Consider the following 14,118-nt stretch of genomic DNA (forward strand, 5'->3'; position numbering starts at 1 on the left):
CCGTTCGTTCTGGGGGAACCGTCATGCCCGCTTCCGGCCGCCGTCGCAATCGCCGCAGCACCGCAGCCGCCGTCGCGCTCACCGCGGGCATCACCGCGGGCGCCGCCCTGCTGCTCTCCGCGTGCGGGCCGAACGACCCGGTGGCCGACCCCGCGACCGCCCCGACGGCGAACGGCAGCGCGGCGGCGGCCGGTTCGGGGTCCGGCAAGGGGTCCGGCAAGGGCGCGGACGGCAGCGCCCAGGCGCCGAGCGCGACCGTGTCCGCCAAGCCGGCCGGCTCCTCGGCCACCCTCAACGGCACCGCGAACAACGGACTGACCATCAGCGACGGCACCCGCTACGTCGTGATGAACGGCACCCGCGTCGACTTCGGCACCGAGGTCCGCGACCTGGCCTGGTCCCCGAACGGCGCCAAGGCCGTCTTCATCGACGGCGACGGCGACCTCGCGGTCAGCGACCCCGACGGCGGCGGCCGGGTGATCGCCGCGAAGAACCCCGGCGGCCAGACCTGGTCGCACCCCACCTGGCAGATCCGCCCGGACTACTCGGACCCCGATGTGCGGACGAACCACCTCATCTTCGTGGTCCGCTCCGGCGGCGTCTCCAAGCTCTACCGGGTACCCGCCACGGGTCAGTACGCCACTCCCAAGGCGCTGAGCCTCGGCTCCGCTTCAGGCGAGGACGCCAAGCCGCTGCCGCAGACCGGCAACATCTGGCCGAACGCCGCCGGAAACCATGGCACCTCGGTGTACGCCAACTCCGCCGACGGTGAGGTCTACATCCGCGACGACTACCTGCGGCAGCAGGGCTACCAGCTCACCCAGGGCTCCGAGCCCGCGCTGTCGCCCACGCCCGACCAGCTCGACATCGTCTTCGTCCGCTCAGTCGGCGGCCACGACCACCTCTTCGTCGAGCACTCCGCTGACGACGGCCCGGTGTACAAGGACCTCACCCCGCACGCCACCACCGACTACACCGAGCCCGCCTGGTCCCCCGACGGCCGTACCATCGCCGCCCGTACCGCCGACGGCGTCGTGACACTGCCGGCCGACGGCTCGCGGGCGCCCGTGAAGGTGTCCGGCTACCAGGGGCTGCCCGCCTACCGGACCTCCTGAGCCCGCGCGGCCAGTTCGGCGCGCAGCTCGTCGAGGTGCGCGTCGGCCGTGTCGTGCGGCAGGAACTCGACCACGTCGAGGAAACGGAACAGCGTCTGCGTCGGCGTGATCGCGAACTCGTAGTCCGCGAACCCGACGACCGCGCCCGACTCGCCCCGCACCGCGCCCCGTACGACATGCGCCGTCATGTCGTCGGGGCCCTCGGCCGCCAGACCGCGCCGGGCGTTGGGCCGGGCCAGATACGGGCACACCATCGAGGCGTAGAGCATGCACGCCCGGTGGCCGGGGCCCTCCAGGGTGGGCGCGAGATTGCGGTACGGCCGGCCCGCCGCCAGCGCCTCGGCGATCGCCCCGCTCTCCGTGGCGCCCACCACCCGCCACACCGGGCCGCGCGGCATCAGCGTGCCGCACACCGAACACAGCCGCCGCCGGGCGCACTCGGCGCTGCGGGCGGGGTCGGTCAGCGCGAACTGCGGCTGCTCGTCCGCCCACGGAGTGATCGCCGGTACGGGGTAGCCGCGGACGTCGTGGGGCCGGGCCTCGACGGACGGCGGCTCGGGAACGGCTTCGAAACGCATGGGCCCCTGCCTATCAGGCCGTTCGGCTCCGGGTGAAGGGTGGCCCGGCCGACGGGCGGTGGGCCAGGAGCGCGGGCTCGTACCCCGACCGGCTCAGCCCGCCTGGGCGTTGCCTTCCGGCTGACCCGCGCGCCAGTCGGCCACGACCTGTTCGGCGTCGAAGGGCGCGAGGCCCAGCGGCGGGCCCTCCGGCGGGCGCCTGATCGCTGCCTCGATCTTCTCGTTGATCTCCGCGACGATCCGCCGTACCTGTCCCTCGGAGCGGGCCCGCGACACGGCCTCCACCGCGTCCTCCGCCTCCTTGCGCAGCAGCAGCGACGGCGGCAGGAAGGACAGCCCCTCGCGCTGCATCTTCCCCTTGATCCACCACATCTCGTCGTAAGGGGTGTTCAGCGACGGCAGCGGCTTGCCGACGCCCGGCAGGTCGGCGAAGTCACCGCGCGCCTCGGCCTCGCGGATCTGCTTGTCGACCCATGTCTCGAAGGGGACACCCGGCGGCTTGCGTTCGGTCATGCCTCACTCCTCGGTCCGAAGGCTCGGGCGGCGGCGCCCACGCCTTCGAGGCTACAAGGAGAGCCGGGGTTCGGGCGGGGCCGGGTACGAACCGGTCCTCGGCACATCGGTCCGCCGGCGAACCCGGCCGCGCCGCCGGGCCCGCCGGAACGCGGACGCGCGTCGTACCCCCCCGCCTACCGGGCGACGGTCGGCGGCCGTACACGGGCGGCCATGATGGCCACGTCGTCCTCGTCGGCGGCCGGCGAGAGCCGTTCCACGATCCGCGCGAGCAGCGCGTCGAGCGGCCCCTCCGTGTGCGGCAGGCGCAGCCCCGCGAGCCGGGCGAGCGAGCGGTCGATGTCCTCGGTACGGCGTTCCACCAGGCCGTCGGTGTAGAGCAGCAGCGTGTCCCCGCTCCGCCAGGGCACGTACACCGTCTCGTACATGCCGCGCAGGTCGGCGCCGAGCGGCGGGCCTGGCGGCACGTCGAGCAGTTCGACCCCGCCCGCGCGGGTGACGACGGCGGGCGGCAGATGGCCCGCGCTGGCGAACCAGCAGCCGCCGCGGGCCGGGTCGGCCAGGCCCAGCAGGCAGGTCGCGGGCCGTTCGGCGCAGGCCGAGGTGAGCAGCCCGTCCATCCGGGTCAGGATGCGGTCCGGCGCGTCGCCCCGGCCCGCGACGGCCCGCAGCATCGAGCGGTACTGGCTCATCTCGACGGCCGCGCCGACCCCGTGGCCCATCACGTCGCCCATGGCGAGCAGGGTGAGCCCGCCGGGCAGCGCGACCGTGTCGAACCAGTCGCCGCCGACCAGGTCCGAGGCGCCGGCCGGCAGATAGCGGGTGGCGATGTCGATGCCGGGGTGCGGGATGGCGGGCGGCGCGGCCAGCAGGGCGCGCTGGAGCTCGACGGCGATGTCGTGCTCGCGGGTGTAGCGGCGGGCGTTGTCCAGGCTGATCGCGGCCCGGTCGGCGAGCGTGGTGGCGATGGTCACGTCCTCGTCGTCGAAGGCGGGCGAGGCACCGGCCCTGACCATGGAGACCGTGCCGATCTGGCCGCCGCGGGCGGCCAGCGGGACGATCAGCCCGGAGTGGATGCCGGCCGCGCGGTAGGCGGAGACCCGCTCGGTGTTCGGCGCGGACCGGCTCATCTCGTCGTCGGGCAGCAGATTCTGTACGACCGGGCGGCCCGTCTCCAGGCAGCGCGGGATCGCCGAGCCGCCCTGGTAGTCGACGTACTCGCCGCGCACGCCGAACGCCTTGACCTTCTCGCGCAGCGCGGGCCTGGCCGCCATCGCGGCCCGCCGCAGCCGCAGGGTGCCCGATGGTGGCGGGCGGTGGCCCTCGCGGCCGCCCATCGCCAGCACTTCGACGGTCGCGGCGTCCGCGAGCACCTCGACCAGCAGGTCGGCCAGTTCCTGGCAGGTCTGGTCCATCTCCAGGGTGGAGCCGATCCGTACGGCGGCGGCGTCCAGCAGGAGCAGGCGCTCGCGGGCGAGTTCGAGGTCGCGCCGGGTCTCGCGGTCCGCGCTGACCTCCAGGACGACCACGCCCAGGCCGAGCGTGCGGCCGCCGTCGTCCTCGATCCGGTGGTAGAGGCCCTGCCAGTAGCGCTCGGGGTGCGGGGAGGGGGCGTGGGTCTGGCCGCTGGCGACGGTCTCGCGCGGCTCGCCGTCGGCCAGCACCTGCCGCATGACGTCCTCTCCCGCGTCGATCCCCGGCAGGACCTCCCACAGCGTCCGGCCGAGGTGCGCGTCGACGGCGACGCCGTTCATCCGGGCGAGCGCGGGGTTGATGTAGACGTAGCGCAGGTCGTTGTCGAGGACGGCGATACCGGCGTCGGTGCCTTCGAGCAGGGCGTGCCACATGGGGTCGAGCGGGGGCGGCCCGGAGCAGCCGGGCCCGGGCTCGGAGCCGCCCGGGCCCGGAGGGTCGACGTGCATCGGGCGTCCCTTCCTCGCGGACCGGCGGCCGGCGCGCCGGGAGTACGTACGCGCTTCGTACGTTCCACAGTGCCCGCAGCGCCACGAATCGGCGATTCCAGCACCCCCTCCCGCCCCGCAACCCCGGGCCCGCGAGCCATTCGCCGTTCCGCCACCACCCGCGCGCGAGCGCAGGGACGTAGCGGGGCGGTCCGGATCGGGGCTCGGGGCACGAAGGCAGCGAGGGCGGGCGTTACGCAGGCCTTCGCTGGCGCGTGTCGGAGCGTCGGATGCCTGGGGTGCGGGGGCCCAAGGCACAAGGGCAGCGAGGGCGGGCGTTCCGCAGGCCTTCGCTGGCGCGTGTCGGAGCGTCGGATGCCTGGGGTGCGGGGGCCGGGGGATCGGGCGGAGGTCCGCTGGCGGGGCGGGGTTACATGCGGACGGCCGCGCCGGCCAGGACGCGGCGGGCGCGGAGCGGGTTTGTCTCCGGGGCCACCACGACCAGGTCGCAGCGCCCGACGCCCGGGCACAGCAGACAGACCGTGTCGCCGCGCCCACCCGCCGCCGACCGGCTGATCCGCAGCGTGTGCCCGCCGAGCACCATCGCCGACCTGCCCTCCAGCCATTCGGCGGAGTCCAGCGTGATGTGCGTGATCCGCCCCCACCGCCCGTCGAGGGCGGCGAGCAGCGGCGGGATCTCCTTCGCCGGGTCCCGGGTCCGCGGCCACCACGCGCCGTCGATCCGTACCGGTCCGCCGCCGGGCCGCACCAGGGAGAGCCGGGCCGGAGGCCCGTCCCACTGGGGCAGCGTGCAGGAGGAGTGCGCGCTCATGTGCGGGGCCTGTCTCCGGACGTGTCGTCCGGCTCGGTGGACCGGGGCGGTGTCGCGGCCCCGTGCGTACGGCCACGACCGCGGCCGCGGTCCTGCTCGCCGCCGACCAGCCGCAGCTGGAACGGCCCCGACGCCTCGGGGATGTGCACCGTGTCCACGGTGAGGGACAACCGGGTGCCGTCACCCGTACCGCCGGCCGGACGGCCGCCCTGCTCCGCCACGGCGAACCGCAGCCGCAGCACTTCGGCGATCATGCGAGCCGTCTCGGCGCTCGCGGCGACGATCCGGACCTCGGCGAAGCCCGGCGCGGGCAGCGACTCCCGCACCTCGACCTCGCCCCCGGCCCCGACCGTGCCCGCGCCGGACGCGTCCGCCTCCGGGCCCGCCTCCGCGCCTGTCACGTACGTCCGCCCTTCGCGGCGCCACGCCCGTGCCCGTACCCGTGCCCGCGCGCGGCCCGGCGGCGCTGACTCGACCGCCCCCGCCCGCCGTCGCGGTGGTCCCGTCGGGTCCCCGCGACCTCGTCCGCGCGGTCCGCGGGCGGCGTCTCGGCCCGCCCGGCCGTACGGTCCCCCGCGCCCGGCGCCGTACGGCTGTAGCGGAAGGCCGCGATGCGCTCGTCGTGCTGTCCGTTGAGCCGATTGATCAGCAGGACGCCCACGCTGATCAGTCCGAGGATCACCAGGACGGTGACGAAGTTCTGCATGATGCATCAAGTCCCTTCGCGCGAAGGTGCGTTGCCATGCGGATCTCAGGCCGCCGCGGCGCTGACGGACGCCGGACCCACCGGGCCGTCCGACCCTGCCCCCTGCCGTGCCATCAGCGCGCGCACGGTGAGCCTGTTGCCGGGATCGGCCGCCGCGTCCATCAGCCGGACGGCGTCGAGCTCGGGCGTGAGCGGCGGCACGACCAGCAGATTCCAGCGTTCCGAGCGGTACGAGAGCAGCAGCAGCTCGTTCGGGTCGAGCTGGGTCGTGAACCAGCCGACGTACAGCCGCCGCCCGCCGACCGGCAGCTTCGCCGGGATGTCGGGCCAGTGCGCCGGGTTGACCGAGACCCGGGTGATCCTCGGCCAGTACGGGTCGAGCGCGCCGACCAGCGCGGGCAGTTCGACGCGGAGGTCGCGCGAGCGCGGCCACCAGGCGCCGTCCAGCAGCCCGGAATCGTTCATGCCACGACCGGGTCGTGTGCTCAGCGGTGAGAGCTGGAAGCGGACCTCGCCGTCCGAACGGGGACCCGCGAGACCGGGCGGGTGGACCAAGGGACCGGTGATCGGGTGAACCACCGGATCGTCGGTCGAGTGCATCGGGTACATGGCGCGGACCCATCCCCGGGCCCGCGTACCTGAGGCCCGGTGCCGTCATTCGCCGCGAACGACGCCGACGCAGCTGCCGGTGTGCGAAAAGCCCTCGGTGGTTGAACCCTACTCCTGCCGGGTCCCGGTCACCCCCGGCGTACGGCCTGCGCCGGAACCCCGACCGACGGTACCCACGCCGGCGGTCCGGCCCCGAAGCACCGGCGCGCTGGTACCGCTGTGGCCTGCGGTACGGCTGCGCGTCGACCGCCGGGGCGCACTTCGCTCCGCACCGGCTTCCGATTCGTACGACTATGCGGCCTTTGCTCCTCAGCCGCCCCGGTGCCGCTGCTGCGCCCGGACAAGCTGGGCCGGTAGGCTTTCCGTGTGATCTTCAAGCGCATCGGAAACGGGCGGCCGTACCCGGACCACGGCCGGGTGAGCACGCGTGAGTGGGCGGACGTCGCCCCCCGTCCCGTGCGGCTGGACCAGTTGGTGACCACCAAGGGACAGCTCGACCTGGAGACACTTCTGGCCGAGGATTCCACGTTCTACGGCGATCTGTTCGCCCATGTCGTGAAATGGCAGGGCGACCTCTATTTGGAGGACGGCCTGCACCGGGCGGTGAGAGCCGCGCTCCAGCAGCGCCAAGTGCTCCACGCCCGGGTCCTGGAGATGGACTGACAATCCGCTTACGCTGCGCTCATGAGCATGCTGACTCCCCCCGGAATGGGCGGGAAGTACCGGGTGACGGGGACCACGTACCCGAGGATGCGCCCGCCCAAGCGGCGTGGCCGCATCGTGGCGGCCACGGTCGCCTCGGTCGTCGTCCTCGGTCTCTTCGGCTGGGGGGCGCTGCAGCTTGTCGATGTCTTCTCCGGCAACGACACCGTCGACACGAAGGCCAACGGCGCCCCGCAGAACCGTCCCACCTGCAGACCCGCGCCCACCCCGAAGCACACCGGTAAACCGGCCCCGCTGCCGCAGCCGGCCAGGGTGACGCTCAATGTGTACAACGCCACACCACGCGGCGGCCTGGCCAAGTCCACCGCCGACGAGTTGGCCAGGCGCGGCTTCAAGGTCGCCAAGTTCGCCAACGCGCCGACCGGCTACGACAACAAGGTGAACGAGTCGGCGCTGCTGGTCGCCGGGCCGGGCGGCGAGGCTGCGGCGCGCGAGGCCGGTACCCAGGTGACGGGCTCGACCGTGAAGATCGACCCGAAGCGCAAGGGCGACAGCGTCGATCTGATGATCGGTACGGCCTTCACCAAGCTGGCCGCTCCGGCGGAGGTGGCCAAGGCCCGGGTGATCGCGGCCAACCCGCCGCCGGCGAAGCCGGTGTGCGAGACGACGGGCGCGAGCCCGTCGGCGGCGGCCCGCTGAGGCATACGGCGGGGGCGGCGCGCTGAGGCGTACGGCGGGGGCGCCTCGGCGTTTCCCCCGCCGGCCCGCGGCCGCGCCGGCGCCCGGGCCCCCGTACGCGCGGCTCGCCGGGAGCCGGTCCCGCACCCGCCGGCCGGCGGTCCCGTACGGACCTGACCGCAGCGCCGCTCGCCGGGAGCAGGTCCCATACGGACCTGCCCGCCGTCCCGTACCCGCCGCGGCGGGAGCCTCCCGCTACCCGGCCGTCCCGTAGAGCCGGTCGCCCGCGTCGCCGAGGCCCGGGACGATGAAGCCCTGCTCGTTGAGCCGCTCGTCGACCGCGGCGGTGACCACGGTGACCGGCTGGCCGGCCAGCTCGCGTTCCATCACCTCGACGCCCTCCGGCGCCGCGAGCAGGCACAGCGCGGTCACGTCGTCGGCGCCGCGCTCGATCAGCAGGCGGATGGCCGCCACCAGGGTGCCGCCGGTCGCCAGCATCGGGTCGACCACGTACACCTGCCGCCCGGACAGGTCGTCCGGCATCCGGGTGGCGTAGGTCGTCGCCTCCAGGGTCTGCTCGTCCCTGACCATGCCCAGGAAGCCCACCTCGGCGGTCGGCAGCAGCCGCACCATGCCGTCGAGCATGCCGAGCCCGGCCCGCAGGATCGGCACCACCAGCGGGCGCGGGTGGGAGAGCCGTACCCCGGTGGTCGGGCCGACGGGCGTGCGGATGTCGACCTGCTCGGTCCTGACGTCCCGGGTCGCCTCATAGGCGAGCAGGGTGACCAGCTCGTCGGCGAGCCGGCGGAAGGTCGGCGAGTCGGTGCGCTCGTCGCGCAGGGTGGTGAGCTTGTGCGCGACCAGGGGGTGGTCGACAACGTGGAGACGCATGGGCACGACTGTATCCGCCGCGCGCGACAGCGTGCCCCGGGCGGTCGCCCGCGCACCTTCTGGGCGCGGAGTGGGGTAAACCGCGCGAACGAGGGAAACTGATCCCGTACACCCCGGTGTACCTCCCGGGCGAAGCGAACCGCGGGGACGGTGGCCCATATGGCGGACAGAACCGACGCGAACGGCGGCGGACGCGGCGACCGGACGGGGCCGGGCGCCCTGGACGACCGGGAGCAGGAGCGGCGCCGCAAGCGGGCGGTCTTCCTCAGCGAGCTCAACGAGGCCAAGGCGCTGCGCGAGCGGGTCCAGCCCCGACGCGCCCGGGCGGCCCGGATGCGGCAGCAGATGCGGATGCGCACCTTCCGCTGGTGACCGGCTCGCGCCCCGCTCGTGCGGGCCGCGCGCCCACCGGAGGCGAACCGCCAGCGCCGGGCCCTGTCTTGCACAGGCCCTGTGTGAGCACTGTGTAACCGCTGTGTGGCGGTCGGGTGACCGGACGGGCCGACCGGCCGACCCCCAGGAGCGCGGTTTTCCGGGAAAGTGACGAAGACCTGGCACGTCGCGGTGCCGAAGACCCTTCGCAACGCCCTGGTTTCTGCCACGATGCCGAGTGGGCGGGGTCTTCATGAACCCTCATGACTTCGCAAGGCGGCCTCGCCCGGTCCGGACGGCCTGAGACCTGTGGGAGAGTCACGGTGTACTTCGCCGCACTGCTCGCGCGCACCGAGGACGGTTGGCAAGCGAGCGAACCCGATCTCGACGATGTGGAAACCCTCGCCGATCTGAGTGATCTGGCCCGCGCGGCCGGCGAGGAGGAGGAAACGGTTCTGGTCTTCATCGAGCAGGAGGACGCCTGGTTCGGCGTCATCCGGGTCGACGGTGAAGAGGATCCCAGGATCTATGTGTCCGACGCGGCGGCGGCCGCCCGCAGTTCGTACGGGGAGATTCTGCTCACCGACGAAGTGCTGGGCCGCGACCCGGAGGACCTCGACGACCTGGTCGACCTCGACGGCACCGAGGACGGCGACAACGACGACACGCTGGATTCCGTGGCCGGCCCCTCCGAGGACCATGTGCCGGTCGGCCCCCTGGGTGACACCGAGATCCTCACGGACCTCGGCATGGGCACCCCGGAACTGCTGGAGCTCAGCGGCGACGGGGCGCTGACCGGCGAGGCGCTCGGTGAGATCGCCGAGGCGCTGGGCTGCGCCGACGTACTGGAGGCGGTCCGCTGACGCCACTCGAACCGCTGCCCCCGACCGGGGACCCCGTCCGCGACCCCTGGGCGCCCGCGATGCGGCTCGCCCTGGCGGAGGCCGAGCACGCCCCGCTCACCGGTGACGTACCGGTGGGCGCGGTCGTGCTGGGCCCCGACGGGACGGTGCTGGCCCGCGCCCGCAACGAACGCGAGGCCACCGGCGACCCCACGGCCCACGCGGAGGTGCTGGCCATCCGCCGCGCGGCCGAGGCCGTCGGTGAGTGGCGGCTGACCGGCTGCACCCTCGCGGTCACCCTGGAGCCCTGCACGATGTGCGCGGGCGCCATCGTCCTGTCCCGCCTCGACCGGGTGGTCTACGGAGCCGCCGATCCCAAGGCCGGCGCCGCCGGGTCCCTGTGGGACGTGGTCCGCGACCGCCGCCTCAACCACCGTCCCGAAGTGATCGCCGGCGTCCTCCCCGCCCCCTCCGCCGCCCTCCTCGGCCACTTCTTCCGTCCGAACGATTTCTGACCACGCCCCGCGGTGGGCTAGGATCTCTCTCGGTAGCGTGTCCGAGTGGCCTAAGGAGCACGCCTCGAAAGCGTGTGTGGGGGCAACTCCACCGTGGGTTCAAATCCCACCGCTACCGCTCTCAGCAGTGGGAACGCCCGTCTACTCCTCCGAGTCAGGCGGGCGTTTCCGCGTTCGCGCTCCCGCGGGGTGAGGTGTGGACACGGTCCGGCAGGTCGAGGCCCGGTGTGAGCGTCCCGGGCCGGTCGAGCGGGTCTGGTACGCCGCCTACGGCACGAACACGCACTCCGAGCGGCTGCGCTGCTATCTCGCCGGCGGACGCCCGCCCGGCGCCTCCGTGACGTATCCCGGCTGCCGGGACGGCAGTCCGCCGCTGCGGTCGGTGGCGGTGGAACTGCCGGGCACGGTCTACTTCGCCACCGAGTCGCCCGTGTGGAACGGCGGCCGGGCCTTCTACGACCCGGACGCGCCCGGCCGGGTCTGGGCGCGGGCGCACCTTCTGACGGTGGGCCAGTTCTCGGACATCGCCGCGCAGGAGATGTACGCGCCGCCGGGCCGTGACCTCGACCTGACCGGGGTCCTGCGCGACGGCCGGGACCGGCTCGGCCCGGGGCGCTACGAGACGCTGGTCCACCCCGGCCGGCTCGACGGCTTCCCGGTGCTCACCTTCACCGCTCCCTGGCGGATGGCCGACGTCCCGCTCGTCCCGCCGTCCGCGCCCTACCTCGGCCACCTGGCGGCGGGTCTGCGCGAGGCGGACGCCTGGCCGGAAAACGCCCTCGCCGGCTACCTCTCCGGCCTCCCGGGCGTCACCGCGAGCTGACCGCCGCGGCGGCGCCTCGCCGTCCCGCCCCAGGCGGCGGCGGGGCTCGGCACCATGGACTCGAAGCTTCATCGTTTTAGCTCATGATTAGGCCACGCCGCCGCCTCGTTGGGCCGTCCGGTGGATAGACTTCATCGATTGCACACTTGTGACCGCTGGTGCGGAGTCGCGGCTGGGGAGGACAAGGAGCATGGCACAGGCGAGGAAGATCACCATGTACATCGTGGTGGCCTTCGTGCTCTACACGATCATCGACCAGCCCGCCCGGGCCGCCGATCTCGTTCAGGTAGGGTTCGAAGGTATATCGAACGCGGCCAAGAGCGTCGGGAAGTTCATGCACGATCTGGCCAACTGAGCGGCGCTGAGCGGGCAAGGAGTTCCCCCATGATCCGGCACCTGGTGCTGTTCAAGCTCAACGAGGGCGTCCGGCGGGACGAGCCGCGCGTGGTGGCCGGCGGCCGCGCCTTCGCCGAACTCGGCGCCCAGATCCCCGATCTGGCCTCCTGGGAGTGCGGCTGGAACGTCTCCGACCGGCCGATCGCGTACGACTTCGCCATCAACTCCTCCGCCGCGGACGCGGACGCGCTGCGGCGCTACCTCGAACACCCCGCCCACCAGGCCGCGGTCGCGTCCTGGAAGGAATTCGCCACCTGGGTGATCGCCGACTACGAGATCTGAGGCCACGGGACGCCGTATCGCGTTCGCACCTCACCCGTACGGCTCTGCTCGGCACCCCCACGGCACCGCCCGGCGCCCGGCGCTCCACCCTGCTCCGCGCCTGACATCACGCCCGGCATTTCCCCTGCCGTCACACCCCCGTTCGTACAACACGGCAATATGCGGTGCTTGCACAAAGCACACATGAATTGTGATGCTATGACCGCTTTTGACGGATGTGTGGACCGATGAGGGGTGTGGTGTGCCGGTGTCGGCCCGTACGGCGTCAACAACGTATCCGCGCCGCAGAACGCGGACGCCCAGCGCCAACGCGATGGACGCGCGCGCCCTCACCCAGGTGCTCTTCGAGCAGATCACCGGGCTGGAGCCCGGCACCCCCGAGCACACCCGCGTACGGGCCGCGCTGATCGAGGTGAACCTGCCGCTGGTGCGCTACGCCGCCGCCCGGTTCAGAAGCCGCAACGAGCCCATGGAGGACGTCGTCCAGGTCGGCACGATCGGTCTGATCAACGCGATCGACCGGTTCGACCCGGAGCGCGGGGTGCAGTTCCCGACCTTCGCGATGCCCACCGTGGTCGGTGAGATCAAACGTTACTTCAGGGACAACGTGCGGACCGTCCACGTACCGCGCCGGCTGCACGAGCTGTGGGTCCAGGTCAGCGGCGCCATCGAGGATCTGACGGTGCTGCACGGCCGTTCCCCCACCACCGCCGAGATCGCCGAGCGGCTGAAACTCGCCGAGGAGGAGGTGCTGGCCTGCCTGGAGGCGGGCCGCGCCTACCACGCCACCTCGCTGGAGGCCGCCCAGGAGGGCGACGGCGCCCCCGGCCTGCTCGACCGGCTCGGCTACGAGGACCCGGCGCTGTCCGGCGTCGAGCACCGCGACCTCGTCCGTCACCTTCTGGTGCAGCTCCCCGAGCGCGAGCGGCGGATTCTGCTGCTGCGCTATTTCGGCAACCTGACGCAGTCCCAGATCAGCGCGGAACTGGGGGTTTCGCAGATGCACGTCTCCCGGCTGCTCTCCCGCAGCTTCGCCCGACTGCGGTCCGCAAACCAGATCGAAGCGTAACCCAACGGGATTAAGCCACCTGCGCAGATATGTCGACTTGGCGCTACAGCGTGTTGCCGACATGTGACATTCTGCGGATACCGCGTTTGTCGAGGGCGCGCCTCCGGTATTCCAGAGGAGGAACAACGTCGCTCGCGACACCCGTCCGCGACCTCAAGGGGGTGGCATGTCCGTACAGGTGGGCAGTCCCAAGGTGCTCCGCTCCGACGCGGCCGCACCGCATGATGCTCTTCACGGCGAGGCCATCGACACCCGTACGCTGTCCCGTTCGCTGTTCCTGCGACTCGCGGAACTGCCGATGGACAGCCCGGAACGCACCTATGTACGCGACACGCTGATCGAGCTCAACCTGCCGCTGGTGCGGTACGCGGCGGCCCGGTTCCGCAGTCGCAACGAGCCGATGGAGGACATCGTCCAGGTCGGCACGATCGGCCTGATCAAGGCGATCGACCGCTTCGACTGCGAACGCGGCGTGGAGTTCCCGACGTTCGCGATGCCCACCATCGTCGGCGAGGTGAAGCGGTTCTTCCGGGACACCTCGTGGTCGGTACGGGTCCCGCGCCGCCTCCAGGAGCTGCGGCTCGCGCTGACCAAGGCGAGCGACGAGCTGGCGCAGCGGCTCGACCGCTCCCCGACCGTGGCCGAACTCGCGGTCTGCCTCGGCGTGTCCGAGGAGGACGTGGTCGACGGTCTCGCGGTGGGCAACGCCTACACCGCGAGCTCGCTCGACTCCCCGCCGCCCGAGGACGACGGCGGCGAGGGCACCCTGGCCGACCGGCTCGGCTACGAGGACTCCGCTCTGGAGGGGGTGGAGTACCGCGAGTCGCTCAAGCCGCTGCTGGCCCAACTGCCGCCGCGTGAACGTCAGATCATCATGCTGCGATTCTTCGCGAACATGACCCAGTCGCAGATCGGCGACGAGGTCGGCATCTCGCAGATGCATGTGTCACGGCTGCTGACCCGCACCCTGGCACAGCTGCGCGAGGGCCTGACCGCGGAGGCGTAGGAAGGGACGGAGTGGTCGCCGATCCGCCGCCCACGGCGTGATGTGCCACCTCGTGACGTCGGTCGGCGACGTCACGTCATGACACCTCAGGGCGGGACCTCATGGCGAGCGTCAGCGCATGGCGAGCGCGACCACTCCGATCACGACGACCAGGGCCACCACGACACCGATCACCAGTCCGGCCTTGCTGCGGCCCTGCGCCCGCTGCACCTGGGCGGCGGGCGGCTCCTCGTCGACGAAGGCGCGGAACATCTGTGTGCTGCCGGCCGGGTCGTAGTTGTTCTCGGGGTTCGGCGTAGGGTTTGACATGCTGCCTGACCCTAGCGT

20 protein-coding genes and 1 tRNA gene are annotated in these 14,118 nt (G+C 72.6%); 12 read left to right on the top strand and 9 right to left on the bottom strand.

Annotation, left to right across the window (positions count from 1 at the left end; genetic code table 11):
- Positions 1 to 23 precede the first annotated feature (23 nt).
- Positions 24 to 1,115: a hypothetical protein gene (locus OHA30_RS16205; RefSeq protein WP_328914551.1), complete on the top strand. Its 1,092-nt coding sequence runs from the start codon at positions 24 to 26 to the stop codon at positions 1,113 to 1,115.
- Here OHA30_RS16205 and OHA30_RS16210 read toward each other — a convergent pair.
- The 7 genes from OHA30_RS16210 to OHA30_RS16240 form a co-directional block, all read right to left on the bottom strand.
- Positions 1,100 to 1,693 (bottom strand): hypothetical protein, encoded by a 594-nt coding sequence (locus OHA30_RS16210; RefSeq protein ID WP_328914552.1) that lies wholly within the window; start codon positions 1,691 to 1,693, stop codon positions 1,100 to 1,102. The two genes, OHA30_RS16205 and OHA30_RS16210, sit on opposite strands and share 16 nt — an antisense overlap.
- Before the next feature lie 93 nt (positions 1,694 to 1,786).
- Positions 1,787 to 2,206, bottom strand: coding sequence for a J-domain-containing protein (locus OHA30_RS16215; protein WP_328914553.1), 420 nt, complete (start codon positions 2,204 to 2,206; stop codon positions 1,787 to 1,789).
- 176 nt (positions 2,207 to 2,382) lie between these two features.
- Entirely contained in the window at positions 2,383 to 4,128 is a 1,746-nt protein-coding gene (locus OHA30_RS16220; RefSeq protein ID WP_328914554.1) for a SpoIIE family protein phosphatase, read from the bottom strand.
- A gap of 409 nt (positions 4,129 to 4,537) precedes the next feature.
- Positions 4,538 to 4,939, bottom strand: a complete 402-nt coding sequence (locus OHA30_RS16225) for a DUF5994 family protein (RefSeq protein WP_328914555.1) — start codon at positions 4,937 to 4,939, stop codon at positions 4,538 to 4,540.
- The gene (locus tag OHA30_RS16230) at positions 4,936 to 5,340 is read right to left on the bottom strand and encodes a hypothetical protein (protein ID WP_328914556.1); all 405 of its coding nucleotides are present in this window, start codon (positions 5,338 to 5,340) and stop codon (positions 4,936 to 4,938) included. The genes OHA30_RS16225 and OHA30_RS16230 overlap by 4 nt, the downstream gene beginning before the upstream one ends.
- Positions 5,337 to 5,645, bottom strand: a complete 309-nt coding sequence (locus OHA30_RS16235) for a hypothetical protein (RefSeq protein WP_328914557.1) — start codon at positions 5,643 to 5,645, stop codon at positions 5,337 to 5,339. The genes OHA30_RS16230 and OHA30_RS16235 overlap by 4 nt, the downstream gene beginning before the upstream one ends.
- Positions 5,646 to 5,690: 45 nt before the next feature.
- The gene (locus OHA30_RS16240) at positions 5,691 to 6,110 is read right to left on the bottom strand and encodes a DUF5994 family protein (RefSeq protein ID WP_405785572.1); all 420 of its coding nucleotides are present in this window, start codon (positions 6,108 to 6,110) and stop codon (positions 5,691 to 5,693) included.
- 510 nt (positions 6,111 to 6,620) lie between these two features.
- Here OHA30_RS16240 and OHA30_RS16245 point away from each other — a divergent pair.
- Both OHA30_RS16245 and OHA30_RS16250 read left to right on the top strand, forming a co-directional pair.
- The gene (locus tag OHA30_RS16245; protein WP_093712089.1) at positions 6,621 to 6,917 is read left to right on the top strand and encodes a type II toxin-antitoxin system VapB family antitoxin; all 297 of its coding nucleotides are present in this window, start codon (positions 6,621 to 6,623) and stop codon (positions 6,915 to 6,917) included.
- Between the two features lie 21 nt (positions 6,918 to 6,938).
- Positions 6,939 to 7,616, top strand: a complete 678-nt coding sequence (locus OHA30_RS16250) for a LytR C-terminal domain-containing protein (RefSeq protein WP_328914558.1) — start codon at positions 6,939 to 6,941, stop codon at positions 7,614 to 7,616.
- Positions 7,617 to 7,850: 234 nt separating this feature from the next.
- On the opposite strand, the gene upp is transcribed toward OHA30_RS16250, so the two are convergent.
- Positions 7,851 to 8,486: a uracil phosphoribosyltransferase gene (upp, locus tag OHA30_RS16255; protein WP_328914559.1), complete on the bottom strand. Its 636-nt coding sequence runs from the start codon at positions 8,484 to 8,486 to the stop codon at positions 7,851 to 7,853.
- Positions 8,487 to 8,645: 159 nt separating this feature from the next.
- Here upp and OHA30_RS16260 point away from each other — a divergent pair, with 159 nt between their 5' ends.
- The 9 genes from OHA30_RS16260 to OHA30_RS16300 all read left to right on the top strand — a co-directional run bounded on the left by OHA30_RS16260 (position 8,646) and on the right by OHA30_RS16300 (position 13,791).
- A complete protein-coding gene (locus tag OHA30_RS16260) occupies positions 8,646 to 8,858 on the top strand; it encodes a hypothetical protein (protein ID WP_328914560.1) in 213 nt (70 codons plus the stop codon).
- A 323-nt stretch (positions 8,859 to 9,181) separates the two neighbouring features.
- Positions 9,182 to 9,721, top strand: coding sequence for a tRNA adenosine deaminase-associated protein (locus OHA30_RS16265; protein ID WP_328914561.1), 540 nt, complete (start codon positions 9,182 to 9,184; stop codon positions 9,719 to 9,721).
- A gap of 59 nt (positions 9,722 to 9,780) precedes the next feature.
- A complete protein-coding gene (locus tag OHA30_RS16270) occupies positions 9,781 to 10,215 on the top strand; it encodes a nucleoside deaminase (protein WP_328914562.1) in 435 nt (144 codons plus the stop codon).
- A 31-nt stretch (positions 10,216 to 10,246) separates the two neighbouring features.
- Positions 10,247 to 10,333: transfer RNA gene (locus OHA30_RS16275), tRNA-Ser, on the top strand.
- Between the two features lie 78 nt (positions 10,334 to 10,411).
- Positions 10,412 to 11,038: a histone deacetylase gene (locus tag OHA30_RS16280; RefSeq protein WP_328914563.1), complete on the top strand. Its 627-nt coding sequence runs from the start codon at positions 10,412 to 10,414 to the stop codon at positions 11,036 to 11,038.
- Between the two features lie 190 nt (positions 11,039 to 11,228).
- Entirely contained in the window at positions 11,229 to 11,393 is a 165-nt protein-coding gene (locus OHA30_RS16285) for a hypothetical protein (RefSeq protein ID WP_328914564.1), read from the top strand.
- A gap of 29 nt (positions 11,394 to 11,422) precedes the next feature.
- Positions 11,423 to 11,716 carry a Dabb family protein gene (locus OHA30_RS16290; RefSeq protein ID WP_328914565.1) on the top strand — a complete coding sequence of 98 codons (294 nt, stop codon included), beginning with the start codon at positions 11,423 to 11,425 and terminating at the stop codon, positions 11,714 to 11,716.
- 313 nt (positions 11,717 to 12,029) lie between these two features.
- Positions 12,030 to 12,785, top strand: coding sequence for an RNA polymerase sigma factor SigF (locus OHA30_RS16295; protein WP_328914566.1), 756 nt, complete (start codon positions 12,030 to 12,032; stop codon positions 12,783 to 12,785).
- Between the two features lie 166 nt (positions 12,786 to 12,951).
- Complete coding sequence (locus OHA30_RS16300; protein WP_328914567.1) at positions 12,952 to 13,791, top strand: RNA polymerase sigma factor SigF; 840 nt, start codon at positions 12,952 to 12,954, stop codon at positions 13,789 to 13,791.
- A 111-nt stretch (positions 13,792 to 13,902) separates the two neighbouring features.
- Here the strand turns inward: OHA30_RS16300 and OHA30_RS16305 are convergent, their stop codons facing one another.
- On the bottom strand, positions 13,903 to 14,100 hold the full coding sequence (locus OHA30_RS16305; RefSeq protein ID WP_328914568.1) for a hypothetical protein: 198 nt from the start codon (positions 14,098 to 14,100) through the stop codon (positions 13,903 to 13,905).
- Between the last annotated feature and the right edge of the window lie 18 nt (positions 14,101 to 14,118).

The sequence above is a fragment of the Streptomyces sp. NBC_00223 genome (assembly GCF_036199905.1).
GTDB lineage: Bacteria > Actinomycetota > Actinomycetes > Streptomycetales > Streptomycetaceae > Actinacidiphila.